The following is a 23,753-nucleotide window of genomic DNA, read 5'->3' as shown; positions in this document are numbered from 1 at the left end:
GACCCGAAAAACGGCTCTTACCTACAAATGTAGGAAAGTCATGAAACAACTGATTCTGTTTGTGCTGGTTTTGGTCACTGCGGTGGCCTGCAAGAAGTCCGATCAGGAAGCCTCCTCTCCGGACCCGTTGTTCCAGCACTGGAAGCTGGTGGCGACAAAAACCGGCATCGGCTCCTGGGAAACCGTTGCTGACGGGTCGCTGATGGAATTTCGGGCCGATGGCACGATCCACTATCAAAAGCCCGAACCGGCCTGCTGTGCCCCCATCCGATTTGAACGCCAGCCACAGACGTTGAAGCTGACCGACTTCTACAGTGGCGGAGATTGCATCTACGTCGATTGCGCTCCCCCAACCGCATACAACATTGTGTCGCTGACGGCAGACGAACTGATCCTGGAGAACGTACAGGGTGCTCCCTATCCGGGGGCGGCCAATCAATATGCCATGAAATATAAGCCTTCAAAATAACCCCGCCCGTGCCTATGAAAACCGCTGTTTATATACTCCTGATGGCATTGATTGTGGTGGGCTGCAAGAAATCAAACCGGGAGCCGGAACCGCTCCCTTCCGACCCACTTTACAGAACCTGGAAATTGACCGAGACCCAAAACCCAACCGGCGACTGGAAAACCGTTTCCTACGAACGAACGATAAAATTTTTACCCGCGGGCACAATTCAGTATCTGGTACCGCAAGTGCCCTGTTGTTGGCCGGTTCGTTTTGATCGCCAGGGACAGCGGCTGAAACTGACCGAAATCTACCTCGGAGCCGGTTGCGAAACGGTTTATTGCGCTTCGCCTTCCGTCTATACCATTTTGTCGCTGACCGACAGCGAATTGATCCTGGAAAGTTTTTACGGCTCAACGAATCCGGTGAGTGGCGGCCTGATGAAATTCAGGAACTGAATCCGTGTAAGATATAAGCCCTCCTTCTCGTATGAAAACCATTTTTTCCGTTTTACTGCTGGTCTTCGTAACGCTGGCCTGTAATCAATCCGGGCGGGATATTTCGCCGTCCGACAAACTTTATAAACGCTGGAAATCGGTAAAAATCGGCCAGTCTGGAAAATGGCAGGCTGTTACAAATCCGGACATCATCGAGTTTCTGCCCGACGGCACGATTCGGTACGAGAAGCGTGAGTCCCTTTGTTGTGCGCCCGTGAAAGTGCAGCGAAAAGGGTCGATTTTGACTATCCTCGAAACGGGCCATAGAAACGGCGCGTATTGTGCCCAGGTGAGTTGTGTAGCCCTTACCGAACTCTACATTTTATTACTCACGGAGACTGCACTTGCGCTGGACTACCGGTATGGCGACGACTCCATCTACTCAATTCATTTTGAAGCCATTCCATAAGGATAGTTGTCGTGCGTATACGGTTTTCAGCCTCAATCGAACGAAGCGCCTGTGACCGAAAACCGTATCCCTGTTTACCGCCTATGGCTTCAACACCACTTTGATCAAGCCTTTTTCTTTCTCATAAAGCCGCTGAAACCAGCTTGCCCCCTCTTCCAGTGGAACTTCGGCGCTTAAAATCGCTTCGACGTCCATTTTTCCGGATGAAATCAGTGCCAGCGCGGCTTCGTATTCGCCGTTGATCGCACAGGAGCCCTGCAACCGTAACTGCCGGGTCACGATGGCCTGCAATGAGACATCAACGGATTTCGACAAATTACCCACCAGCGTCACGGTAGCCCCTTTCCGAACGCAATCGATGGCGGTTTTTACAGCCGGTCCGATGCCCACCACTTCAAAGGAAACGTCGGCGCCACGTCCGTGGGTTAAGGCCTGGACTTCGGCCGTAACGTCCTCCGTTCCGGCATTGAGGGTCACCGAAGCGCCGAGTTTGCGGGCCAAAGCCAGCCGGTCGTCATCCAGATCGACGGCAATAATGGTACCACAACCCGCCAGTTTCAGCGCCTGAATGACGAACAGCCCGATCATGCCGGAACCTACCACAACGGCCGTATCATTGAGTTGAATAGGCGTCAGACTCAACGCGTGCAGGGCCACCGCCACCGGCTCGACCAGAGCCGCCTGGGTGAAACTGACATTATCGGGAATCAGGTAAAGAATGTGCTGCGGCACCACGATGAACTCGGCAAAGGCACCCTGCCGCCGAAAATCCGGGGTCGAAACGCCCAGCACTTCGCGGCCATCACTGAGGTTGTACATCCCCTTGCGGCTGTACCAGTCATCTAGGGCGTAAACCGTTGAATCGAACGTCACCCGGTCGCCAACATGCCAGTTCGTTACTTTTTCGCCGGTTTCGACCACGATGCCCGAGGCTTCGTGCCCCATCACTATGGGCGGAATCCGCCGGCCACTGCTGCCGTCCATTCCGTGGACATCGCTGCCACAAATGCCAACAGCCTGTACTTTGACCAATACATCCGTAGGACCCGGTTGTGGCCGGGGTAAATCTTGCAATTCAAACTGGTTATAAGCAGTTAAAACGAGGGCTTTCATAACAATTGAACTCCTACGGACAAGGCCGTAAGTGTATGGGTTAAGGTTTGTGATAAATTGAAATAAAGGCTTCTTTCGGCACGTGTTCGTATTCCCGCCGGAGCAGATGGGGGTTGATTTCGAACGTGGTGACCTCCGTCAGATCATCCGGTTCTTCCCCAAAAAGCTCCTTGGTTAACGAGGGCCGGTACTGCTTTTTCACCCGGATCAACTTCTGGTCGGGCGCTTTCCCCCAGGCGGCATTGTCACCCAGTACAAACTGCATTTTACGCCAGTCGTGGTAAAAATACTCCTGCAGAAGCGGAATAATCCGGTCCGCAAAGGCGTCACACAGTTCTTCGTGCGAGTGAACGTCCAGCAGGTACGCGTGTCCCAGCAGGTGATCGCGATCGTAAAGGTACTCAATTCGTTCGTTCAATGTGCGCAATAATGCGCCCAGATCGACCCCGTCCATAACGGAGAGCAAACCGCTGTCTGGTAATACTTCCCGAAAATAAAAACGGCGTCGTAAGGCAATGTCCAGCAATGCGATCGAGCGATCGGCCGTGTTCATCGTCGCCAGGATATAGAGGTTCGCCGGCACCCCAAAACGCTCCTGCGAATACGGCAGTGTGAGCCAGAGTTCGTTCTCGGCTCCCAACCGCTTATCCGGTTCGATCAGGGTGATCAACTCCCCAAAAACCTTGGAGATATTGGCCCGGTTGATTTCGTCAATAATCAGCAACTGGGCATCGGCCCGCGCCATTTTGAGCTGGCGGTTTTCGGCCGAATCGTCCAGGCAATCGGCAAAGGTGGCGTAACCGGCTTTTTGCAGAGCGTCTACGCAGGCTTTATAAAAAAACCCCTTTGCCACTTTGTAACTCACCTGATTGCCACGACTTTCGGGCCGAATCCCCTCCACAAACTCTTCATACCCAAACGACGGATGAAACGTAATCCAGTCGCTTCTAAAGGGCTTGCTCACCTGTTTGGCTTCGTACGACTTACCGGTACCGGGCGGCCCATACAGAATCAGATTCGGCGGAATAGCCGGTCGTTGCGGTTCGGATTTTTCGTAGACAACCGGTTCTTCCTCAACGCGGTTGCCCGACCCTTCCGGGTGTTCGGGGCGGAAAATCGCGGTCATGATTTCCCCCCGGAAGGCTTCATCGTCGGCAGCCTGATACAAAACCGGATTGTGGCTGGCGGTATGCGGCCCCCGTTTGGTGGTCACCAGCAACTCCATCAGGCAATCTTCCCAGCAGCTTCGCAATACCGGATGATTCAGCAAATGATCCGATGACTGTCCGATAATTATGGAAATATAATCGGACTTTTCCGTCAACGGAATGATATCAACGCCCCCGATCGACTCGATCCGTTCCCGGCATCCCTTTTTCACGGTCAGCCAGAACTCGATTTCGCCCTGCCGGGGCCGGAAGAGTTTTAGGGCCTGAAAATAGTTGATATGGGCCGAAATTGCTTTCTGATCACGATGGACTACAAACGCCAGCCGGGCATCACCGTTGGGCAGATTCACCATGTCGATCAGGTCCTTAAGCAGACCGAAATATTTCCGGATCGCTTCCGGCTGATCAATCGTTCGTAATTTTTCCAGTAACTGCTGTCGCTGCGGGTTCAGAATCATCATGTTGTTTGGCGATCGAAACTACCATATTTGGGCAAATGTTCGTATTTTGGCAGTTCTGTTGCTATTATGGGTGTCACGCGCATGAAAAAATGGTTTGGTTACGGCTGGCTGGCCCTGGTGCTGATGGCCTGCTCGCTCCGCGATCCGAGTCCTGCCGATCAGGTCTGTCTGGTAACTGAAATCGTGCGGTACGCGCAGCAGGGTTCTGATCATCAGGAAATTAGCCGACAACAATTTGGCTACGAGAACGGCAAATTAACCGATTACAGCGAAAAGGCCCCCAACTATTCGGTATCCTTCAAATTCCAGTACATCGGCGGGAAAGTAGCCTTGGCTTACACCCCCGACAAAAGCATCCGGCTTAGTCTCGACTACGACTCGCTCGAACGAATTGAAAAAGCGTCGTATATCGTAAACGACAAAGAATGCACGGTGTTTTCGCTGTATTATGCCTCCAACGATCGGTTGGCCCGGCTGGCCAAGCTGGTCGAAACCCGGGTGATGCTGCCCACCCATTCGTTCATTGCCAGCCGGACCTTCCAGTTTTCCTACCGGAAAATTTCGGAAACGGCCGAAGACCTGGTTTTCCAGACGGTTCAGAACGCGTACAAAGACGGTTCCCGGTCGGAAGAAGAATTTACCTTCGAACAACAGGTGGACAACCATTCCCCCTTTTACGATTCCGGTCAAGCCGTGGTGCTGGCGTTGCTCGCGTTAACGAACCATACCGAATCGGACGTGGGACGTTACCTCCAGCGATTCGACTGCAAATCCATTCAGCATCAGTCAGTTGACGCAGATGGCAACGTATCGCTGAGCGAAACCAGCCAGTTTACCACCCAGTTCGACAATAGTTACAACCCGGTTTTAGTGAACCAGTTTTCCCGGATAACCGTTCCGGCCGACACGGTTCCGGCCGACCGTCAATACCTGCAAACGTTCCTCTACAACTGTGTTGAGTAACATTACCGACCGGTTTAGCGCAGAGCCTCAAACAGAATTTCTGCCGGATGCTTCGCAATCCGCCCCGTTCCGTCTTTGATCTGGTGACGACAACTCGTACCGGGGGCCGCAATCAACACCTCGTCGGGTTGCCGCCGGACCGTCGGAAACAATACCAGTTCGCCCACCTGCATCGACAATTCGTAGTGCTCTTTCTCATAACCAAACGAGCCCGCCATCCCGCAACAGCCGGACGGAATCAACTGCACCTCGTAATTTTCGGGCAACGATAGCATTTTTTTCGTCGGCACCAGCGACGCCAGCGCCTTCTGGTGGCAATGCCCGTGGAGCTTGATCAATCGTTTTTCCGTTGTAAAGGCGGTTTTTGTGATCCGTCCGCTGTCTATTTCCCGGGCGATGAATTCATCGAGTAAAAGCGCATGCTTAGCCAGATGCTGGGCATCGGCTTTCAGCGAAGCCGGCACCAGGTCCGCGTATTCATCCCGAAATCCGAGAATGGCAGAAGGCTCAATCCCGACCAGGGGCGTTTCGGCCGTAATCAGGTCTTTCAACCGGATCACATTCTCGGTCACAATCTTCTGCGCATCCCGCACCAGCCCTTTCGATAAATACGTTCGTCCGCTTTCCAGATGATCCGGGATCACAACATCATACCCCAGTTTCTCCAGCAGTTGAACGGTTTTAATGCCGACCTCCACGTCGTTATAATTCGTAAACTCGTCGCAGAACAGGTAAACGGTCCGGGTGCCAGGAGTGTCCATCGCTCCTTCCTGTTTTTCCCCCTTCCGACCGCCAGCCCGGTTTTTTTCAAACCATTTTCTTAACGTTATCGAATGCAATTCCGGCATGGTTCGTTCCGGGTGAAAACCGGCCATCCGGTTCGCCATCCGTCGGAGCATGGGCGTTTCGTACACGGCCTTGTAGGCCCAGGGGGCCAGACTCGCCAGCGACATGAGTTTGGTAAAATTACCAACCAGCCGCGAACGCAAAGGAGTGCCGTTGGCGTCGTAATAGTGCTGCAGGAATTCCGCTTTCATCCGGCTGATGTCCACACTCGAGGGGCATTCCGACTTGCAGCCTTTGCACGACAGGCATAAATCCATCACTTCCTTAATCTCCTCATGATCAAAGTGATTGGGCTTATTGGAATGGGTCAGAAACTGCCGCAGAATGTTGGCGCGGGCGCGGGTGGTGTCCCGTTCCCGGCGCGTGGCCATGTAACTCGGGCACATCGTCCCCCCCGTCACGGCGGTTTTGCGGCAATCGCCCGAACCGCTGCATTTTTCGGCCAGATTTAGAATTCCCTCTTCGGCGGAAAAGTCGAAAATCGTCTCGATCGTCGCCGGTTTCTGATCCGGTTCATACCGCAGGAACTCGTTCATCGCCGGGGTATCGACGATTTTGCCCGGATTAAAAATACCCTGAGGATCCCAGATTTGCTTGATTTGTTGCACCAGCCGGAAATTCGACTCGCCAATCATAAACGGAATGAACTCGCCCCGCAGCCGCCCGTCGCCGTGCTCGCCCGACAGCGAACCGCCGTATTTCTTGACCAGGGCTGCCGTATCGGCCAGCAAGGCCCGAAACTGCCGGCGCCCTTCGGTCGATTTGAGGTTGATCAGGGGCAGCACGTGCAGTTCCCCCGCGCCGGCATGGGCCGAATACTCCAGCGTTAACCCGTGTTTTTCGGCGGCCATCCGGTCTAGCTCGTCGATATAATCCGGCAAATCGCGAACATCGACGGCGCAGTCTTCGATGACGTTTGCCGGTTTCTGATCGCCCGGAATGTTATACATAATGCTCAAACCCGCCTTCCGCAAATTCCAGGCTTTGGTGGCTTCGATCCCGAATAAAACCGGAAAAGCATAACCCAGTTCGCGTTGCTGCAGGTCTTCGATAAACCGGGCGGCTTTCTGGGTGACGGCGTCCACCGTATCGGCAAAAAACTCCACCATCAACACGGCCTTGGGGTCGCCCTCCACAAAATCCCGGTTTTTGGCCTGTTCAATATTGCCTTTAGTGAGTTGCAGGATATAATCATCGACCAGTTCGGAAGCCGAGCAATGGTGTGCCAGGGCCACCAGATTCGCTTCCAGCGACTGGCGAATCGTCGGAAAATGGGCACACACCAGCGCACTGTTTTTGGGCGGAACCGGCAGCAGATTCAGCTTCGCTTCGGTCACAAAACAGAGCGTCCCTTCCGACCCCGCGATCAGGTTACAGAAGTTGAAGGACTGAATTTGCTGATCGGGATTTGCAATCTCGATCGTGTCTGTAGCGGATTTCGAATCCGCAACCGGTTTTGATCGGGATTGCAAATCCCGATCAGCGGCAGGACTTGTCGCAGTCGACTTTTCAAAAAACGGCACCAGGGCATCGAGCGCATAAGCGGTATTTCGCCGGGTGATGGTGGGTTTGGGAAAACCGTCCCGAATCTGCCGCTGGTTGGCGGGGTTGCCCAGCATCCGGTTGAGTTGCTGGTACAATTGCTGTTCCAGGGGGCTCACCACATTTTCGCCCCGGCATTTTTGCTCGAATTCGTCCCGGGTCAATGTTTTAAACGTCACCTCGGCCCCATCGCTCAGGATGGCCTTGACTTCCAGCAAATGACGCCGGGTGTCGCCCCAGACAATCGAGTGCAAACCGCAGGAGTTGTTGCCAATCATGCCCCCAACCATGGCCCGGCTGGCCGTCGAGGTTTCGGGACCAAACATCAGGCCGTGCGGTTTCAGAGCCGCGTTCAGGTCATCCCGGATCACGCCCGGCTGCACCCGCACCCAGTGCTCCTGCTCGTTGACTTCCAGCAGCTTCGAAAAATACCGGGAACAATCGACTACGATACCGCTACCCACCACCTGACCAGCCAGCGACGTTCCGGCCGCCCTCGGAATCAGCGACGTGCGATTCTGACGCGCAAACCGCACCAGCCGTTTAATGTCTTCAACGGTTTTGGGAATGGCAACCGCCAGCGGTTTTTCCTGGTACACCGACGCATCGGTGGCGTAGAGCAGGCGCATGGCTTCGTGTTCGGGGGACTCATCAAAGAAGATTTCACCCTCGAACGACTGCGCGAGTGGTGAAAACGTGGGGGTAGGAAATCGAAACATACAGGGTTAGCCGATCTGGAAACCGGCAAAATTAGAAGCTAATTTACCGAAAAAAAACAAAAATGGGTAGCAGAATTGCCGTTTCATCAAGAAACAGCCCGGGCTTATATCCTTTTCGGCGGAAAATAGTTTACTACCGTAGAAACCAATTCCAAGCACACCAATGAGCGTAAAAAGCATTTTCGGTATTTTGTTAACCCTGGTTGGCCTGGTCGGCCTGATCTACGGCGGGATGGACCTCACCAGCGGTGGAGTAGCCCGGGCTTCGTGGGTTTATCTGTTGATGGGCGGCATTTTCTTCTTTTCCGGCATCAGCCTTATCCGCAGCACCAAAGATGCCACGTAACCCGTCTTTCACTTCAGGGCGTAGGCCCGTCGGACATAGTAAATAAAGGTACCCGCCAGGGAGACTCCCAAAAAAATCATGGGGACTAGTTTGCTCCTGACCAGGTCGGTATTGGCCGCGGAACGGGCCCAGTCCCACAGCGTCCAGAGCATAAAAACCATGATCACAAACGCCGTCATGGCCATCATTTCGTGCGTATTGCGCACCTGGCGCTCCCGGTTTTCGGGCGTAAGCGGAGCGGGCATGTTGTAAAAATCGGGCGAAATCTGGCGAACTCCCCAGAATATCAGGCATAGAAAAGTCGAAATCGTCGGCACGACAAACAGAGTAGCCCGGCTCCCCCAGCGATCCGGTTTTCCGTTCAGACCGAAATGAACCGGAATGACCTCGGGCAAGTGCGCATAATACCCAATAATGAGCAGAAACTGGCTGATCAGCAACAGCCCGGTCAGGAGGGTTACAAGTCGTTCCGTGTTCGCCAGAAGCGTTCTCATGGTGACAAACGTTTAGGATTAAGTCGCGGCTTTTTCAACCGCATCCGGTTTCAAGCGCCGAACCAGCCGGAAAAACCGGATGGGCAGGAGGACGGCAGCCATCGTCAACCCCCCGAGCAACCCGAACCAGATGCCAATAACGTCGAATCCAAGCCAGAAACCAAGCAGATAGCTGATCGGCAGGCCAACAATCCAGTACGCAAATAACGTAATGATGCTGGGAACATTGACGTCGGACAAGCCTCGCAATACGCCAACACCCACCACCTGAACCCCGTCGGAGAGCTGAAAAATGCCGCCCATGATCACCAGGGATGCCGCCAGTGCCGAAACATCGGGATTATCGCGCAGATACAGACTCACCAGCCAGTCGTTGGCCGTCAGGAAAACAATTGCGCACAAACCCATAAAAACCGTGACCAGCACCAAAGCCGCCACGCCCGCCCGACGCACCGCCCGCTGGCTCGACCGTCCGAACGCATTGCCGACCCGGATCGCGCCCGCAGCCGAAATGCCCGTGGCCATCATGTAGGTGGTGGAGGCCAGATTGATGGCAATCTGGTGAGCCGCCAGTTGGTCCGCTCCCAGCCATCCGGCCATCATCGCGGCCAGCGAAAACGTCGCCACTTCAAAGAAAAATGTAAAACCGCCCGGTAACCCCAGCCGTAAAATCCGGCGAACGTGCTGGCCGACCGCCAGCGATCGGAAAGCCGGCTGAAAATAGGGCCGGAAGCGCTCCGAATTCAGAATATAAATGATCAGGGTAGCCGCCATGAAAATCCGCGACAGCAGGGTTGCCATCGCCGACCCATAGACACCCATTTCGGGGAATGGACCAACCCCTTTGATCAGCAGGTAATTAAACAGGGCGTTCAGCAGCAGGGCCGATAAAGTAATCGACATGGCGACGCGCGGGAACGAAAGGCCATCGCACAACTGCCGGGCGGCTACAAACAGAAAAAGCGGAATGTTGGAAACGCTCAGAAAGATCATAAAATTCCGGCCGATTTCCGTCACCTCCGCCGTTTGCCCGAAAAGGCCAAAAAAATACGCCACCACCACGCCTGCCAACGCAATGACCAGGCCCAGCAGCAGGGCCACGTACAAACCGGCCCGAAACAGGCGGTTTACTTCGGCGGCATCGTTTCGGCCCCGGGCCTGCGACACCAGCGCGGCCCCCACCGACAGCCCTCCGACTCCAATGCTCGAAACCAGAAACGCCAGCGAAACCGACAAACCGGCCCCCGCCAGCGGAACCGCGCCCAGCAATCGCCCGACGAACAGGTTGTCCGTAACGCCCATCAATACCACGCCCAGTTGGGCAATCACAATCGGAATACTCAGCCGGAGCGTATCGCTCAACTCCGGTTTATAAATCTGGTACCACTTCTTCATATCGTTCCCAACAGCAACTTTTTACAGCTTGTTCCGGTAAATCGGTCCGTCAAGGATTCATGCGAGTGCAAGACTTTTTTGTTACTTTTGTCAAAACACCTTATAGACGCCCAATCGATTGAAAGAGTACGGCAGCAACATCCAAAAATTAGTCGAACATCTACAGACTATCGACGACCGCGAAAAGCGCACCCGCTACGCGCACATTCTGGTAGAACTGATGCGGCAAATCCATCCCAACATGCGGGATAATCAGGACTATTACAATAAACTCTGGGACGACCTGTATATTATGTCGGAATTTAAGCTGGACGTGGACAGCCCGTATCCGCCCCCGACAGCCGAGGTCCTGGGTAAAAAACCGCAACCCGTACCGTATAATACCCACGGTTTGCGCTACAAACACTACGGCCAGAATATTAACTTACTGATTGCCAAAGCTATCTCGCTGGAAGACCCGGAAGAACGGCTGGCGTTCGTGTCGTATATGGCGCGGCTGATGAAGACCTTCTACTCCACCTGGAACAAGGAAGCCGTGGAAGACGAGACGATTCTGCAAAACCTGGATGAGATGGCGAACGGCAAACTCCGGGCCGACATCGACTCGATTCGGACTAACGGTTTTGTTGAGGCAACTCCCCGCGAACGGACGGGTGACCAGCCCCCCCGTCGCAATCCCGGCAACCAATCCCACAGCCGCAACGAAGGCCCTTCGTATGGTCGGCACGACGGTCCCTCGTACAGCCGCAACGAAACTTCCGGCAATCGCCAGAATAATAATTTCTACCAAAATCAGGGATCGCGCGGCCACCGCGACGGCGGATCGGGTCGCGACAACCGCGATGGACACCGCAACGATCGCTTCCGCGGCAATAATCCCAACAATCGCAAACGACGTTAACAGAGTTAAGAGTGAAGAATGAAGAGTTGGCCAACGCATTCGTTGGTTGACCCGTCTTAACTCTTACCTCTTAACTTTTAACTCCATTTATGGCTTCATTCCGAATTGCCGGTGATCAGCATTTGAAAGGTGAAATCCGTCCGCAAGGCGCAAAAAACGAAGCGCTTCAGATTCTTTGTGCGGTTTTACTGACGGACCAACCCGTAACTATCCACAACATTCCAAACATCCGCGACGTCAATAAACTCATTGAATTACTGGCCGATCTGGGTGTTAACGTCGAACGTTTATCCGAATCCTCCTACCGTTTTCAGGCGGATCAGGTCCATATTGAGGTGCTCGACACGCCCGAATACCGCGAAAAAGCGGCGGCTCTCCGGGGGTCAGTCATGTTGCTCGGGCCGATGCTGGGCCGTTTCAAAACCGGCCGGATTCCGCAGCCCGGCGGTGACAAAATTGGCCGTCGCCGGATGGATACCCACTTTCTGGGTTTCGAAAAACTGGGCGCTACGTTCAATTACGATGCGAACAAAAGCGGGATGTACAATGTCGATGCGAGCCACCTGAAAGGCACCTACATGCTGCTCGACGAAGCGTCCGTTACCGGAACCGCCAACATCGTGATGGCCGCCGTGCTGGCGGAAGGCAAAACCACCATTTACAATGCCGCCTGCGAACCCTATTTGCAGCAGCTCTGCGCCATGCTCAACCGTATGGGTGCCAAAATCAGCGGTATTGCGTCGAACCTGCTCACCATCGAAGGCGTCGAAAAACTGGGCGGAACCGAACACACCATGTTGCCCGACATGATTGAAATCGGGTCGTTCATTGGTCTGGCGGCCATGACCCAGTCGGAAATTACGATTAAAGACTGCCAGATTCCGCAGTTGGGCATCATTCCCGACATCTTCAGGCGGCTCGGCATCCAGATGGAGTTTCGCGGAGACGACATTTACGTTCCGGCGCAGGAACACTACCAGATCGAAGCGTTTATGGATGGCGGTATGATGACCGTCGCCGATGCGCCCTGGCCCGGTTTTACCCCGGACTTGCTCAGCATCGTTCTGGTGACGGCCATTCAGGCGCAGGGAACGCTGCTCGTCCACCAGAAGATGTTTGAAAGCCGGTTGTTTTTCGTCGACAAACTGATCGAAATGGGTGCTCAGATGATCCTGTGCGATCCGCACCGGGCCACGGTCATCGGGCTTAATCGCCAGCAGCAACTGCGGGGCATTCGGATGTCGTCACCGGATATTCGGGCCGGGGTGGCCCTGCTGATTGCCGCGCTTTCGGCCAAAGGCGACAGCATCATCGACAACATCGAACAAATTGACCGGGGCTACCAGAATATCGACGGCCGGCTGAACGCTATTGGCGCCAAAATTGAACGTTTGTAGGGGGTAACCGAAAACGCAGTATATTTTACCAAAAACCGCTCCCGTTGCGAGCGGTTTTTTATTGTCAGACAGCGCATTCAAAAACCGCGTAGTTCCTGTTTATCACCCATTTGGGGTTTTATTTTTTGATAAACGCCCTATTTTTTTGATGAGCGGCAGATAATTTTTACAAAAACGAGCGTTTTAGTTACTAAAAGGATACGCGGCATATCCTTTTCCACTTATTCCCTAAACAACAGATCGATGAATCTTACCACTGAACTCTATGAACGGCTGAGCGCCCGCCGGAACGCTCTCCTGCTGCATTACAGCCATAACGACGCGCTTAAAACCAGCGATCCGGTTACGTACCAGAAGTATCAGCGCGAATTGCGTGAGCTAAACCGCAAACTTCGGTTGATTCGGGGCCAGCTGGCCGAAAATCCAATTTTATAACCGGCTTTTTTTACGGTTTGTGAAATTGCCCGCTCAACGGCGACCGGGTCGGTGTTGCCTTCAGGTGTAGGAAATCTTGGGTTTCGGTTCAGCGCCCTTCATCGTTTCCGGTTCGGAATCGGGCGTGTCTTTGTGCAAATAAAACCTACGAAAACAACGGCGGCAGCGAAAAAACTTGAGGGGTAGATAATTGTAAAGACGACGGACGTAGAACGGTCGATTGGTCCGTTCCAAATGCATGGCGGTTCGGCAATGATGGCAGACGCAGCTTTTTTGGGTATTTAGTACTATTCCAAGTAAGACCAGCAGATAAATTACGGCCAGACCAATGATTAAATAAAGAAGAACGGTCATCAATTTCCTTAGTTGGTGTGGGTTACCCTACCACAAAACTCCTAGAGATACGTTTTGTTTACAAATTTGGTTGCGTGATTGTTGAAAAAAACTTTATTTTTTGCCAAACTAATTGAAAATCATACTATAACTATCTTTCTAATTCATGAAATTTTTACGGCTTTACAGCTCTCCTGCTGCAATTTTCCCGCAAAAAGTCGTCGTTCGCGCTCTTTCTCAAGTATCTTTGCCCTGAATAGAAGCGTGTTATAATGGCAAAAACGCCTAAATATTATGTAGTCTGGAAAGGGCGGCAAAAAGGGGTCTACGACACCTGGGAAGCCTGCCAGGAGCAGATCCAGAATTTTCCCGGTGCTTTGTACAAATCCTTTGAAAGCCGTACCGTTGCCGAAAAGGCACTGGGCGAAAAACCGCACATTCATTTGCAGGGCAAAGGGCAGGAACCAGCCGGCAAAGGGCCGAAATTGTTCGTGGGAAAACCGATTGCAGACAGCATTGCGGTCGATGCCGCCTGGAACACAGCCACCGGTGACATGGAATACCAAGGCGTTCATGCCTCCACCAAACAATTGCTGTTCTGCCAGGGGCCATTTCCCGATGGCACCAACAACATCGGGGAGTTTCTGGCCATTGTGCACGCGCTGGCCTGGCTGAAACAACGCAATAGCGATCTGCCCATTTATTCCGATTCGCGAACAGCCATTAGCTGGGTCCAGAAAAAAACCGCCAACACCAAACTGGCAGAAACACCACGCAACGCCCAGTTGTTCGAACTCATCGACCGGGCCGAGAACTGGCTGAAAACCAACACCTACTACAATAAAATCCTGAAATGGGAAACCGAACACTGGGGCGAAAACCCCGCCGACTTCGGACGGAAGTAATTAAAAATTAAAAGTTAAGAATTAAAAGTAGTCGGTCTTTCTACCATTCAGACAGACAACCTTAACCCGATTTTTAACTTTTAATTTTTCACTTTTCATTCCCTATGTTTCGCTTCAAGCAATTTACGATTCAGCAAAACCGGACCGCCATGAAGGTCTGCACGGATTCATGCGTTCTGGGTGCCTATGCGGAAGTCGGTTCGGGCGGGCGCATGCTGGACATCGGTACCGGAACGGGCCTGCTTGCCCTCATGGCCGCCCAGCGAAATCCGACGGCCCGGGTCGATGCGGTGGAAATTGACGAAGAGGCTTTTCGGCAAGCCGTTGAAAATGTGAACGATAGTCCGTTTGCGAATCGGATCCGGGTTTTTCATACGCCCATTCAGGCTTACGCGGCAGAACCGTACGATGGGATTCTTTCCAATCCGCCGTTTTATACGAACCACCTGCGGTCGCCCGATTCGGCGGTAAACCGGGCGCTGCATAACGACGCCCTGCCGTTTGACGACTTGCTGGAAAGTGTCCGGCGTCTGCTGAAACCCGAGGGTTGGTTCTGGGCTTTGTTACCACCCTTTGAAATGAATCGACTGACCGGAATTGCCAAACAGCAGGGCCTGCATCCGTATCATCAGCTCGAGCTGCGGCATCACGACCGAAAACCGGTTTTTCGGACCCTGACCGGCTTTGTACGCAGGGTGCCGGAGGCCGTCGAAACGCATGAATTATCCATTTTTGAATTGGACGGAAAGACGTACACCGAGGCATTCCGTCAGTTATTGCAAGCTTTTTATCTGATTTTCTAAAATCCTTCCGACCTTTGCACTATTCTTTGTGAAGCAACCTTGTTGATACGCCACAAAGTCTGTCTCAACGGAGGCTATCTACATGACTGATAAACTTCAACTTTCCGTCGTCATCCCGCTTTATAACGAAGACGAGTCATTGCCCGAATTGCACGACTGGCTCGTGCGCGTGATGACGGAACAGGGGTATACGTACGAACTATTGTTCATCGACGACGGCAGTACCGACCAGTCTTGGTCGGTCATTACCCGACTGGCCGAAAGAAATCCGAACGTGCGGGGCGTCCGGTTTACCCGGAATTACGGCAAAACGGCAGCTCTGCAAACCGGGTTTCAGGCCGCGCGCGGTGCGGTCGTCATTACGCTGGACGCGGATTTGCAGGACAGCCCGGACGAAATCCCGGAACTTTACCGCCTGATTACCGCCGAAGGATACGATCTGGTGTCGGGCTGGAAGCAGAAACGCTACGACCCCCTGACGAAAACCCTGCCGACCAAGCTTTTCAATGCGGTATCGCGCTGGGTATCGGGCGTTCAGCTGCATGACTTCAATTCGGGCATTAAAGCCTACCGCCAGCCCGTGGTCAAGTCGATGCATCTGTACGGCGAAATGCACCGGAATCTGCCGATTGTGGCTAAATGGAACGGTTTTACCAGGATTGGTGAAAAAGTGGTGAAGCACCAGGCCCGCAAGTACGGCAGTACAAAATTCGGGCTCGACCGGTTTATCAACGGGTTTCTGGATTTGCTGGTGATTGCTTTTGTCCAGAAATTCAGCCGGCGACCGATGCACCTTTTTGGCACCTTTGGCACGCTCTCGTTCTTCGTCGGAACCCTGATCACCATGTACCTCATCGGCGAGAAACTGTACAACATTGCCAACCAGTTGCGGTACCGGAACGTAACCGACAACCCGCTGTTTTTTCTGGCTTTAGTCGCTATTATTCTGGGCGTTCAGTTATTTTTGGCCGGTTTTTTGGGCGAAATGCTTGTCCGGCAATCGAGTCAGAAAAATGGTGATTACCTCATCGCTGAAAAAACCGGGTTTTAGAAACCACTGATCATACAACAAGATCCATGTCACGTATAATCCTTACCCATTGAACCGTTTCAATCATCCAACCATTTAACGACTACCCTTTCAATCATCAAATCCATTCAGCGACCAACCGATTTACCCGAATTAAGTATGAACAATCAGTTTAAAGCACATCCCTGGCACGGGATTCCCATTGGCGAAAACGCACCGCAGCAGGTGACGGCTTTCATTGAAATTGTACCCACCGATACGGTGAAATATGAAGTGGACAAAGACACCGGGTACCTGAAAATTGACCGGCCTCAGAAATATTCCAACATCGTTCCGGCCCTGTACGGTTTTATTCCGATGACGTATTGCGACGAGCAGGTTGCGTCGCTGGCCCGCGAACGGTCAGGCCGGGAAATCGAAAAAGGCGACGGTGACCCCATCGATATCTGCGTGCTGAGCGAACACGCCATTACGCACGGAAACATCATCCTGCAGGCCATTCCCATCGGCGGTTTTCGACTGCTCGACAAAGGCGAAGCCGACGACAAAATTATTGCCGTTCTGAAAGGCGATGGCATGTATAAAGGCTACGAAGACCTCAGCCAGCTGCCCGATAGCGTGGTTCAGCGGCTCAAACACTACTTCCTGACGTACAAAAACTTACCGGGCGAACCGATGACCTGCGAAATCGTCAACGTCTACGGTCGGGAGGAGGCCCACGAAGTCATCCGGCGTTCGGTAGAAGACTACTGGATGCTCGTTCGGAACTGGGCCAAGTAACTTTCGGAGGAGACACAAAGGAGCGGAGACGCGTAGGCAGGCACCGAATCCGCTCCTCCCTTCCTCGCTTTTTTCCACTCCTCCTCAAATACACACATTCAACACAAAACCGGGAGATGGGGAGCCGTCTCCTTTTTATTTTTGTTCATAGTACTGTATGAATTTGTAACTTTCATTCGCCTTACCCCAACTTTCATTTTCATTTGTCAACCGTCGCTTGCCGACACCAAACATGCGTCAGTTTTTTAAATACGTTTTTGCCACCATCGTCGGGTTATTCGCTTTCACGTTCGTCGCTTTTTTGCTGATGCTGGCCATTGGTTCCGCGTTTTCAGCCGCATCCGGTGACGAAGTTTCGGTGAAAGAAAAATCGGTCCTGAAACTCAATTTAAACAGTCCTATCCGGGAAATTGGCGTCGACAACCCCTTCGGCGGTTTTGGTCCGTTCAATTCCTCCGGCGACGTGATTGGCTTGATCGACCTCAAACAGGCGCTCGCCAACGCCAAACTCGATCCGAACATCAAAGGCGTTTACATCCAGACCGAATATCCGCAAACCGGCTGGGCCTCCCTGGAAGAAATCCGCAACGCCTTGATCGACTTTAAGAAATCGAAGAAATTCGTGGTTGCCTACGGCGAAGTGATGACCGAGAAAGGCTATTACATTGCGTCGGTTGCCAACACGATTTACCTGAACCCCGCCGGGGCGCTGGAGTGGAACGGGCTGGATGCCGAATATACGTTCTTCAAAGGCACCTTCGACAAGCTGGGCATCAAGCCCGAAATTTTCCGGGTGGGCGAATTTAAAAGCGCCGTCGAACCGTTTATCCGGGAAGACATGAGCGAGGCTAACAAAGTCCAGACGACCTCCTTCCTGAATTCCCTGAATAATCACTTTCTGGCCAATGTGGCGCAAAGCCGGGGCCTGTCGGTTCCGGAACTGAAAAAACTGGCCGATGACCTGACCATCCAAACCGCTAACGATGCGGTCAAGGCCAAACTGGTTACCAAAGCCGCTTATTACGATGAAGTCGAAGCCGATATCCGGAAGTCGTTGAAAATTGACGAGAAGAAAAAAATCGACTTTATTACCCTCGGCAAGTACGAAAACGCCAAGAAATACGTCGAAGAAGGGAACATCAAAAACCGGGTGGCCGTCATTGTCACCGACGGTGAAATTGTTTCCGGCAAAGACGATGACAACATTGCGTCGGACCGCGTGGCCGAGCAAATCCGCAAAGCCCGGCTGGACGAGAAAGTGAAGGCCATCGTGATCCGGGTCAATTCGCCGGGGGGCAGTGCGCTGGCGTCGGATGTGATGTGGCGCGAAGTGGTGCTGGCCAACAAAGTCAAACCGGTGGTGGCGTCTATGTCGGACTACGCGGCTTCGGGCGGTTATTACCTGGCGATGGGGGCCCGCAAAATTGTGGCCGAACCCAACACCATCACGGGTTCGATCGGGATTTTCGGCATGTTGTTCAACACCGAAGGGTTCTTCAAAGACAAACTGGGCATTACCTACGACCGCGTGGTGACCAACACCCACGCCGATTTTCCGTCGTTCACGCGTGAAATGACGCCTTTCGAAAAGAATGTGCTTCAGCAGAGCGTGAACCGGGGCTACGAAATTTTCACCTCCAAAGCGGCACAGGGTCGTAAAATTCCGATCGACAGCCTGAAAGCCCTGGCGTCGGGCCGCGTCTGGTCGGGTGTGCAGGCCAAAGCCAACGGGCTGGTCGATGAACTGGGCGGTTTGGACAAAGCCGTTGAACTGGCCGCTAAAGCCGCCAACCTGAAACCGGGTGATTACCGGGTGCGGTATACGCCGGAGAAGAAAAACGCGGTTGAAGAACTGTTCAAATCGTTTACCGGCAATGAAGAAGAACAGCTTCAGGCTAAACTGGGTGATCTGGCTCCCTACGTCAAATACCTTAAAATGCTGAAACACATGGAAGGTGCTCAGGCCCGTCTGCCGTTCGGGCTGGACATCAAATAACAACCCCACGGTCGGCCCGTGCGTACGAGACCTGCAGGATTTCAAAACCTTGCAGGTCTTTTTGTATCTTAGCCACGCATTCATGCGGTTTATGAAAACACTGCCCGTTCATCTCGATCTGTTTGCCCTGATCATTCTGCTGGGAATTGCTCAGGGTCTGTTTCTGGGCATTTTTTTCCTGACCGGATCGAGAGGACGTAACCTGACCAATCGATGCCTCGGCTGGTTTATGCTGGGACTCTCGGCCATCATTGGTGAGATTTTCCTGTGTTATACGAATTACATGTTTCAGGTGCTCTGGCTGGTCGACCTTTCCGAGCCGATTAACTTTACCCTGGGGCCGCTTTTCTATTTTTTCGTTTTTGCCCGCTTGCACAAACGACTCCCAACCCACTGGCGATGGCACCTGCTACCCGCCCTGGTCTGGCTGATCAACTCGTTTACCTGGTTATACCAGTCTGCCGAGTTTAAATACAATTCTTACATCAGTGCGTATCATCCGGAACTGGACCTTGTTCCCAAGGTCAATTATATCGAAGACGATTTTACCAGTTTGCGCGGTCTGGTCAGTGAAATGACGCTGCTGAGTTGCCTGGCGTATGCGGTTTTAGCGTTCATTGCCATCCGCCAAACGTTCCGCCAACAGCACCATTCGTTTTGGGGAAAGGCCAGACCGGATCTGCAACAGGTTCGCAACCTGGTTCTGTTAAATCTGGCCTTCCCGGTTTTTGGGACCCTTGTTAAAACGCAGTTCTACGAAGATTTAGGCGATTACATTCTTGCCTGCTACATTACCGTGACCATTTACACGACCAGCTTCCTGGTCATGCGCGGTTCTGACTTTTTCGGGGAAAAACCCGAACCGCAACCGGAACCTCCGGTCGATACCCGAAAAAAGTACGAACGGTCTTCCTTATCAGAGGAAATTGAGGAAAATCTGCTCACCAAATTAAACCGGCTTCTGGCGGAAGAAAAACCGTACCTCGAAAGCGATCTTTCCTTACCCAAACTCGCCCAGCGGCTTAACACGTCCCCCCACCACCTCTCCCAGCTCCTGAACGACCGGCTGGAGCAAAGTTTTTTCGATTTACTGGCAACCTACCGCGTACGGGAAGCCCAGCAACTCTTGCAGGACTCGGCCACGGCCAACCTGAAAATCGACGAGATTGCCGAACGGGTCGGCTACAATTCGAGTTCGGCGTTCCACACGGCATTTAAGCGACTGACGAGGCAAACTCCGGCCCAATTCCGGGCCACGGCGACTTCGTCCCGTTCGGCGTGAACTTCTTGATGATCGGAAAATGGCTTTTTCAACGCCCTGGGCAGCCATCTTTGTCCCATCCCAAACGAAAACGCCATGCAACCCATTCCGGTACCAACGGCATTTACTTCGCAAACCCATACGGCAACTCGTCGCTACGACCTCGACTGGCTGCGGGTTTTTGCCATCCTCATCCTGTTGTTTTATCATACCGGCATGATTTACGTCAGTTGGGGCTGGCACATTCAGAGTCAGGCAACCAGCCCGCTGTTTGAAGATATCATGCGCTGGCTGCACCGCTGGCGGATGCCACTCCTTTTTTTCATCTCCGGGGCCGGAACGTTTTATGCCCTGCGCCGAAAAACAACCGGTGACTACGCGAAGGAACGGTTCAAACGGCTTTTTGTACCCCTCGTGTTTGGTATGTTTGTGATCGTGCCCCCCCAGATTTACTTCGAATGGCTGTTCCGGGGGCGGTTTTCGGGAAGTTACGTGGCGTTTTATCCCAACGTTTGGAGCTTTGAACCTTATCAGGATGGCGGCAAAGGGGGCGCGTTCAGCTGGCACCACCTGTGGTTTGTACTGTATTTGTTCCTGTACTCGCTGCTGAGTATCCCGGTTTTTCGCTTTCTCAAATCACCCGCAGGCCAGCGGCTGGCCGATCGGCTGGAACGCCTGATTACCCAACCGGGCGGGGCCATGACGCTCGTTGGTCTCATCATTCTCAGCCAGTTGCTCCTGCGTCCTTTTTTCCCGAACGACACCCACGCGCTGGTAAACGACTGGGCGTATTTCGTCTTTAACCTGCTTTTGTTCTGGTTTGGTTACGTGCTGGTCAGCCGCCCCCGGTTTGCGCAGCTTCTGACCGATCAACGCCGAATTTTTCTGTTTGGAACCCTGCTTTGCACCCTTTTTCTGTACGGCTCCCGTGCCTACCTGAACCGTCATCCCGAACTGGAAAACCAGGGAGTGTGGACCGTTCCGTTTCACCTCAACGCCGACTGCCTGACCTGGTTTTCGGTCCTGACGTCGGTTGCCTACGGTTTTCGGTATCTGAATATCAATCGCCCGATTCTGCCCTACCTGACCGAAGCCGTTTATCCCTTCTACATTCTGCACCAGACGGCCCTTATTGTCATTGGCTTCTATGTGCTGCAATCCAATCGATTCGGAATCTACGACGGCTTTGCGTTGATTAGTCTCTCCGCGCTGGCGGTTTGCGCGACGATCTACTGGTTTCTGATTCGTCCTTTCAACATAACCCGGTTTTTATTTGGCTTAAAATAAACGGAATCATTCAACCTCAGCAACTATGAAATACCTCGTATCCTGGATTACGGTTTTACTCTGTTTTTGCCCGGTAATGGCCCCGGCCCAGACCACCCAACCTCAGGAATGGCCGGCCTACGGCAACGACGCCGGTGGCATGCGATTTTCGCCCCTGAAGCAAATCAACGCCGAAAACGTTAAACAACTGCGCGTTGCCTGGACGTTTCGCACCGGCGAACTCGAACACTACAAGGGCACCGATGCCGCCGAAAAAGCCGCCTTCGAAGCCACTCCGCTGATGGTCGATGGCACGCTTTTTTTCACCACTCCGACGACCCGGGTTTTTGCCATCGATGCCGCCACCGGCACAAAAAAGTGGGACTATAATCCCGAGGTCTATCTCCGGCAGGATTTGTCGGAAGTTACCTCGCGGGGTGTTTCCATCTGGCCCGCTCCCACCGATAAAACCAACGCCAATACGCCCAAACGGGTTTTTGTTCCCACGCTCGACGGCCGGCTGATTGCCCTGGATGCCAAAACCGGCCAACCGATTGCTTCCTTCGGAAAAGCGGGCATGGTCGATCTGCGGCAGGGCGTCGGTAACATCAGCGTGACGTCCCCGCCCGCCATCATCGGCAACACCGTCGTGGTCGGGTCGTCGATGGGCGACAACCAGCGGTTCAATTACGATCGGGGCGTCGTTCGGGCATACGATGCCCTGACCGGAAAACTGCGCTGGAGTTGGGACCCGATTCCGCGTTCCGAAAAAGATCCGGGGGCCAACACCTGGAAAGGTTCCAGTGCCACCCAAACCGGGGCCGCCAACGCCTGGTCGGTCCTGTCGGCCGACGCCGAACGCGATCTGGTTTTTATTCCCACCACCTCGCCCAGTCCCGATTACTACGGCGGTGAACGCCTGGGCCAGAATCTCTACGCCAGTTCTATCGTTGCCATCCGGGCATCTACGGGCAAAGTCGTCTGGAGTTTTCAGACGGTCCACCACGATTTGTGGGATTATGACAATGCCGCGCAGCCGCTGTTGTTCATGTTCAACCAAAACGGAAAACCGGTTCCGGCGGTGGCGGTGGGCACCAAAATGGGACACGTTTTCATTCTCCACCGCGAAACCGGCGTCCCGTTGCTGCCGGTAGAAGAGCGTCGGGTACCGGCCTCAAACGTACCGGGCGAAGAAGCGTATCCGACCCAACCGTTTCCGGTTTCGCTCCCGGCGCTGGGCTTACACAAGGTGGAAGCCTGGGGTGCTACGACTGAAGAAAAAGCCAGTGCCCAGAAGCGGATTTCGGGCCTGCAGTACAACGGAATTTTTACGCCACCGTCCTTGCAGGGGTCGATCATCGCGCCGAGCAACGTCGGCGGCATGAACTGGAGCGGGATGTGTTACGATCCCGAGTCGGGCTTTCTCATTGCCAATGTCAACCGAATTGCTGCGGTGATCCGGTTACTGCCCCGCGAAGGACTGGCGGTGGCGGTTAAAGACGACCAGGAATTGCTGCGGTCGGAAACCGGTTTTCAGGCCGGAACGCCCTATGTGCTCAAACGGAGTTATCTGTTTACCAAAAACGAACAGGGAATCAGCATGCAGACACCCCCGCCCTGGGGAACGCTGGCCGCCATCGATCTGAAAAAAGGGACGCTGGCGTGGGAGGTCCCGCTGGGCTTCATGTACGATCCGGGGAAGTATCCGCAAGCCCGGCAGTGGGGCGCCCTGAACCTCGGGGGGGCTATTGCCACGGCGGGCGGACTGGTTTTCGTGGCGGGTTCGGTCGATGGTCATTTTCGGGCGTTCAAAACCGGTGACGGCAGTTTGCAGTGGGAAGTACCGCTGCCGGCCGGGGGGCAGGCCACACCCATGACCTACCAGGTGAAGGGCAAACAGTACGTCGTTATTTCCGCCGGGGGACACGGTAAATTAGGCACCAAACTGGGTGATTATGTGGTGGCGTATGAACTACCCTGAGGGCTTTAACGGCCTTGGTAAAAATTTTCCCTCCTTACGCAACCATTTGACCCGCTCGTTCGTATATCTGTCACAGAAGCCTTTGGCTCGACCTACCTATGATAACGAAGCGCCAGGGGAACCGCTGATGTTACCGGCTCGCGTCATGAGGTTCTGCTAGAACACGCCCGGTTGTTTCGATTTGTATCGGAATGGCCGGGTGTTCTGTTTTTCGGGAGTACCTTCCTGAAAATCCCGAAAACCGAATGGGTAGCTGGCCCGGT

Annotated in this window: 21 protein-coding genes; 16 read left to right on the top strand and 5 right to left on the bottom strand. The window is 53.5% G+C overall.

Going from position 1 to position 23,753, the window contains the following annotated elements; all coding sequences use genetic code 11:
* The first annotated feature begins 40 nt into the window (after positions 1–40).
* Genes ACFPMF_RS10650 through ACFPMF_RS10640 form a run of 3 tightly spaced genes read left to right on the top strand, consistent with a single transcriptional unit; the run spans position 41 to position 1,354 of the window.
* Positions 41–469 carry a hypothetical protein gene (locus tag ACFPMF_RS10650; protein ID WP_379844241.1) on the top strand — a complete coding sequence of 143 codons (429 nt, stop codon included), beginning with the start codon at positions 41–43 and terminating at the stop codon, positions 467–469.
* A 14-nt stretch (positions 470–483) separates the two neighbouring features.
* Positions 484–906: a hypothetical protein gene (locus ACFPMF_RS10645; RefSeq protein WP_379844238.1), complete on the top strand. Its 423-nt coding sequence runs from the start codon at positions 484–486 to the stop codon at positions 904–906.
* A 31-nt stretch (positions 907–937) separates the two neighbouring features.
* Positions 938–1,354, top strand: coding sequence for a hypothetical protein (locus tag ACFPMF_RS10640; RefSeq protein ID WP_379844235.1), 417 nt, complete (start codon positions 938–940; stop codon positions 1,352–1,354).
* Between the two features lie 81 nt (positions 1,355–1,435).
* Here ACFPMF_RS10640 and ACFPMF_RS10635 read toward each other — a convergent pair whose 3' ends face one another.
* Both ACFPMF_RS10635 and ACFPMF_RS10630 read right to left on the bottom strand, forming a co-directional pair.
* Positions 1,436–2,467 (bottom strand): galactitol-1-phosphate 5-dehydrogenase, encoded by a 1,032-nt coding sequence (locus tag ACFPMF_RS10635; protein ID WP_379844233.1) that lies wholly within the window; start codon positions 2,465–2,467, stop codon positions 1,436–1,438.
* A 40-nt stretch (positions 2,468–2,507) separates the two neighbouring features.
* A complete protein-coding gene (locus tag ACFPMF_RS10630; protein ID WP_379844231.1) occupies positions 2,508–4,097 on the bottom strand; it encodes an McrB family protein in 1,590 nt (529 codons plus the stop codon).
* An 81-nt stretch (positions 4,098–4,178) separates the two neighbouring features.
* Here ACFPMF_RS10630 and ACFPMF_RS10625 point away from each other — a divergent pair, with 81 nt between their 5' ends.
* Positions 4,179–5,060 (top strand): hypothetical protein, encoded by an 882-nt coding sequence (locus tag ACFPMF_RS10625; RefSeq protein ID WP_379844229.1) that lies wholly within the window; start codon positions 4,179–4,181, stop codon positions 5,058–5,060.
* Between the two features lie 14 nt (positions 5,061–5,074).
* Here the strand turns inward: ACFPMF_RS10625 and ACFPMF_RS10620 are convergent, their stop codons facing one another.
* Complete coding sequence (locus ACFPMF_RS10620; RefSeq protein WP_379844226.1) at positions 5,075–8,167, bottom strand: FAD-binding and (Fe-S)-binding domain-containing protein; 3,093 nt, start codon at positions 8,165–8,167, stop codon at positions 5,075–5,077.
* A gap of 163 nt (positions 8,168–8,330) precedes the next feature.
* Between ACFPMF_RS10620 and ACFPMF_RS10615 the strand changes: the two genes are divergently transcribed.
* Positions 8,331–8,513 (top strand): hypothetical protein, encoded by a 183-nt coding sequence (locus ACFPMF_RS10615; RefSeq protein WP_379844224.1) that lies wholly within the window; start codon positions 8,331–8,333, stop codon positions 8,511–8,513.
* 8 nt (positions 8,514–8,521) lie between these two features.
* Here ACFPMF_RS10615 and ACFPMF_RS10610 read toward each other — a convergent pair whose 3' ends face one another.
* A complete protein-coding gene (locus ACFPMF_RS10610) occupies positions 8,522–9,007 on the bottom strand; it encodes a DUF1648 domain-containing protein (RefSeq protein WP_379844222.1) in 486 nt (161 codons plus the stop codon).
* Between the two features lie 18 nt (positions 9,008–9,025).
* Positions 9,026–10,402, bottom strand: coding sequence for an MATE family efflux transporter (locus tag ACFPMF_RS10605; protein ID WP_379844219.1), 1,377 nt, complete (start codon positions 10,400–10,402; stop codon positions 9,026–9,028).
* A gap of 118 nt (positions 10,403–10,520) precedes the next feature.
* Here ACFPMF_RS10605 and ACFPMF_RS10600 point away from each other — a divergent pair, with 118 nt between their 5' ends.
* The 11 genes from ACFPMF_RS10600 to ACFPMF_RS10550 all read left to right on the top strand — a co-directional run bounded on the left by ACFPMF_RS10600 (position 10,521) and on the right by ACFPMF_RS10550 (position 23,490).
* The gene (locus ACFPMF_RS10600; protein WP_379844216.1) at positions 10,521–11,303 is read left to right on the top strand and encodes a DUF4290 domain-containing protein; all 783 of its coding nucleotides are present in this window, start codon (positions 10,521–10,523) and stop codon (positions 11,301–11,303) included.
* Between the two features lie 89 nt (positions 11,304–11,392).
* Positions 11,393–12,700, top strand: coding sequence for a UDP-N-acetylglucosamine 1-carboxyvinyltransferase (gene murA, locus ACFPMF_RS10595; RefSeq protein WP_379844213.1), 1,308 nt, complete (start codon positions 11,393–11,395; stop codon positions 12,698–12,700).
* Between the two features lie 243 nt (positions 12,701–12,943).
* Positions 12,944–13,135, top strand: coding sequence for a hypothetical protein (locus tag ACFPMF_RS10590; protein ID WP_379844210.1), 192 nt, complete (start codon positions 12,944–12,946; stop codon positions 13,133–13,135).
* Between the two features lie 605 nt (positions 13,136–13,740).
* Positions 13,741–14,373 (top strand): ribonuclease H1 domain-containing protein, encoded by a 633-nt coding sequence (locus ACFPMF_RS10585; protein ID WP_379844207.1) that lies wholly within the window; start codon positions 13,741–13,743, stop codon positions 14,371–14,373.
* A gap of 104 nt (positions 14,374–14,477) precedes the next feature.
* Entirely contained in the window at positions 14,478–15,176 is a 699-nt protein-coding gene (locus ACFPMF_RS10580) for a tRNA1(Val) (adenine(37)-N6)-methyltransferase (RefSeq protein ID WP_379844204.1), read from the top strand.
* A gap of 82 nt (positions 15,177–15,258) precedes the next feature.
* Positions 15,259–16,227: a glycosyltransferase family 2 protein gene (locus ACFPMF_RS10575; protein ID WP_379844201.1), complete on the top strand. Its 969-nt coding sequence runs from the start codon at positions 15,259–15,261 to the stop codon at positions 16,225–16,227.
* 138 nt (positions 16,228–16,365) lie between these two features.
* Complete coding sequence (locus tag ACFPMF_RS10570; RefSeq protein WP_379844198.1) at positions 16,366–16,986, top strand: inorganic pyrophosphatase; 621 nt, start codon at positions 16,366–16,368, stop codon at positions 16,984–16,986.
* Between the two features lie 232 nt (positions 16,987–17,218).
* The gene (sppA, locus tag ACFPMF_RS10565) at positions 17,219–18,982 is read left to right on the top strand and encodes a signal peptide peptidase SppA (protein WP_379844195.1); all 1,764 of its coding nucleotides are present in this window, start codon (positions 17,219–17,221) and stop codon (positions 18,980–18,982) included.
* Between the two features lie 91 nt (positions 18,983–19,073).
* The gene (locus tag ACFPMF_RS10560; RefSeq protein ID WP_379844192.1) at positions 19,074–20,264 is read left to right on the top strand and encodes a helix-turn-helix transcriptional regulator; all 1,191 of its coding nucleotides are present in this window, start codon (positions 19,074–19,076) and stop codon (positions 20,262–20,264) included.
* Positions 20,265–20,339: 75 nt separating this feature from the next.
* Positions 20,340–21,530 carry an acyltransferase family protein gene (locus ACFPMF_RS10555; RefSeq protein WP_379844190.1) on the top strand — a complete coding sequence of 397 codons (1,191 nt, stop codon included), beginning with the start codon at positions 20,340–20,342 and terminating at the stop codon, positions 21,528–21,530.
* Between the two features lie 25 nt (positions 21,531–21,555).
* The gene (locus tag ACFPMF_RS10550; protein WP_379844187.1) at positions 21,556–23,490 is read left to right on the top strand and encodes a pyrroloquinoline quinone-dependent dehydrogenase; all 1,935 of its coding nucleotides are present in this window, start codon (positions 21,556–21,558) and stop codon (positions 23,488–23,490) included.
* Positions 23,491–23,753 lie beyond the last annotated feature (263 nt).

The organism is Larkinella bovis, assembly GCF_042655385.1.
Classification (GTDB): Bacteria; Bacteroidota; Bacteroidia; order Cytophagales; family Spirosomataceae; genus Larkinella; species Larkinella bovis.
The sequence above is the reverse complement of the archived record's forward strand: the minus strand, read 5'-3'. Positions and strand labels throughout refer to the sequence as shown.

Excerpts from the sequence above, each read along its gene's own strand:
- ACFPMF_RS10640 (WP_379844235.1), top strand. The coding sequence starts at position 938 with ATGAAAACCATTTTTTCCGTTTTACTGCTGGTCTTCGTAACGCTGGCC.
- ACFPMF_RS10625 (WP_379844229.1), top strand. The coding sequence starts at position 4,179 with ATGAAAAAATGGTTTGGTTACGGCTGGCTGGCCCTGGTGCTGATGGCC.
- ACFPMF_RS10590 (WP_379844210.1), top strand. The coding sequence starts at position 12,944 with ATGAATCTTACCACTGAACTCTATGAACGGCTGAGCGCCCGCCGGAAC.
- ACFPMF_RS10650 (WP_379844241.1), top strand. The coding sequence starts at position 41 with ATGAAACAACTGATTCTGTTTGTGCTGGTTTTGGTCACTGCGGTGGCC.
- ACFPMF_RS10610 (WP_379844222.1), bottom strand. The coding sequence starts at position 9,007 with ATGAGAACGCTTCTGGCGAACACGGAACGACTTGTAACCCTCCTGACC.
- ACFPMF_RS10620 (WP_379844226.1), bottom strand. The coding sequence starts at position 8,167 with ATGTTTCGATTTCCTACCCCCACGTTTTCACCACTCGCGCAGTCGTTC.
- ACFPMF_RS10615 (WP_379844224.1), top strand. The coding sequence starts at position 8,331 with ATGAGCGTAAAAAGCATTTTCGGTATTTTGTTAACCCTGGTTGGCCTG.
- ACFPMF_RS10550 (WP_379844187.1), top strand. The coding sequence starts at position 21,556 with ATGAAATACCTCGTATCCTGGATTACGGTTTTACTCTGTTTTTGCCCG.
- ACFPMF_RS10580 (WP_379844204.1), top strand. The coding sequence starts at position 14,478 with ATGTTTCGCTTCAAGCAATTTACGATTCAGCAAAACCGGACCGCCATG.
- murA (WP_379844213.1), top strand. The coding sequence starts at position 11,393 with ATGGCTTCATTCCGAATTGCCGGTGATCAGCATTTGAAAGGTGAAATC.
- ACFPMF_RS10630 (WP_379844231.1), bottom strand. The coding sequence starts at position 4,097 with ATGATGATTCTGAACCCGCAGCGACAGCAGTTACTGGAAAAATTACGA.
- ACFPMF_RS10570 (WP_379844198.1), top strand. The coding sequence starts at position 16,366 with ATGAACAATCAGTTTAAAGCACATCCCTGGCACGGGATTCCCATTGGC.
- sppA (WP_379844195.1), top strand. The coding sequence starts at position 17,219 with ATGCGTCAGTTTTTTAAATACGTTTTTGCCACCATCGTCGGGTTATTC.
- ACFPMF_RS10555 (WP_379844190.1), top strand. The coding sequence starts at position 20,340 with ATGCAACCCATTCCGGTACCAACGGCATTTACTTCGCAAACCCATACG.
- ACFPMF_RS10635 (WP_379844233.1), bottom strand. The coding sequence starts at position 2,467 with ATGAAAGCCCTCGTTTTAACTGCTTATAACCAGTTTGAATTGCAAGAT.
- ACFPMF_RS10560 (WP_379844192.1), top strand. The coding sequence starts at position 19,074 with ATGAAAACACTGCCCGTTCATCTCGATCTGTTTGCCCTGATCATTCTG.
- ACFPMF_RS10575 (WP_379844201.1), top strand. The coding sequence starts at position 15,259 with ATGACTGATAAACTTCAACTTTCCGTCGTCATCCCGCTTTATAACGAA.
- ACFPMF_RS10585 (WP_379844207.1), top strand. The coding sequence starts at position 13,741 with ATGGCAAAAACGCCTAAATATTATGTAGTCTGGAAAGGGCGGCAAAAA.
- ACFPMF_RS10645 (WP_379844238.1), top strand. The coding sequence starts at position 484 with ATGAAAACCGCTGTTTATATACTCCTGATGGCATTGATTGTGGTGGGC.
- ACFPMF_RS10605 (WP_379844219.1), bottom strand. The coding sequence starts at position 10,402 with ATGAAGAAGTGGTACCAGATTTATAAACCGGAGTTGAGCGATACGCTC.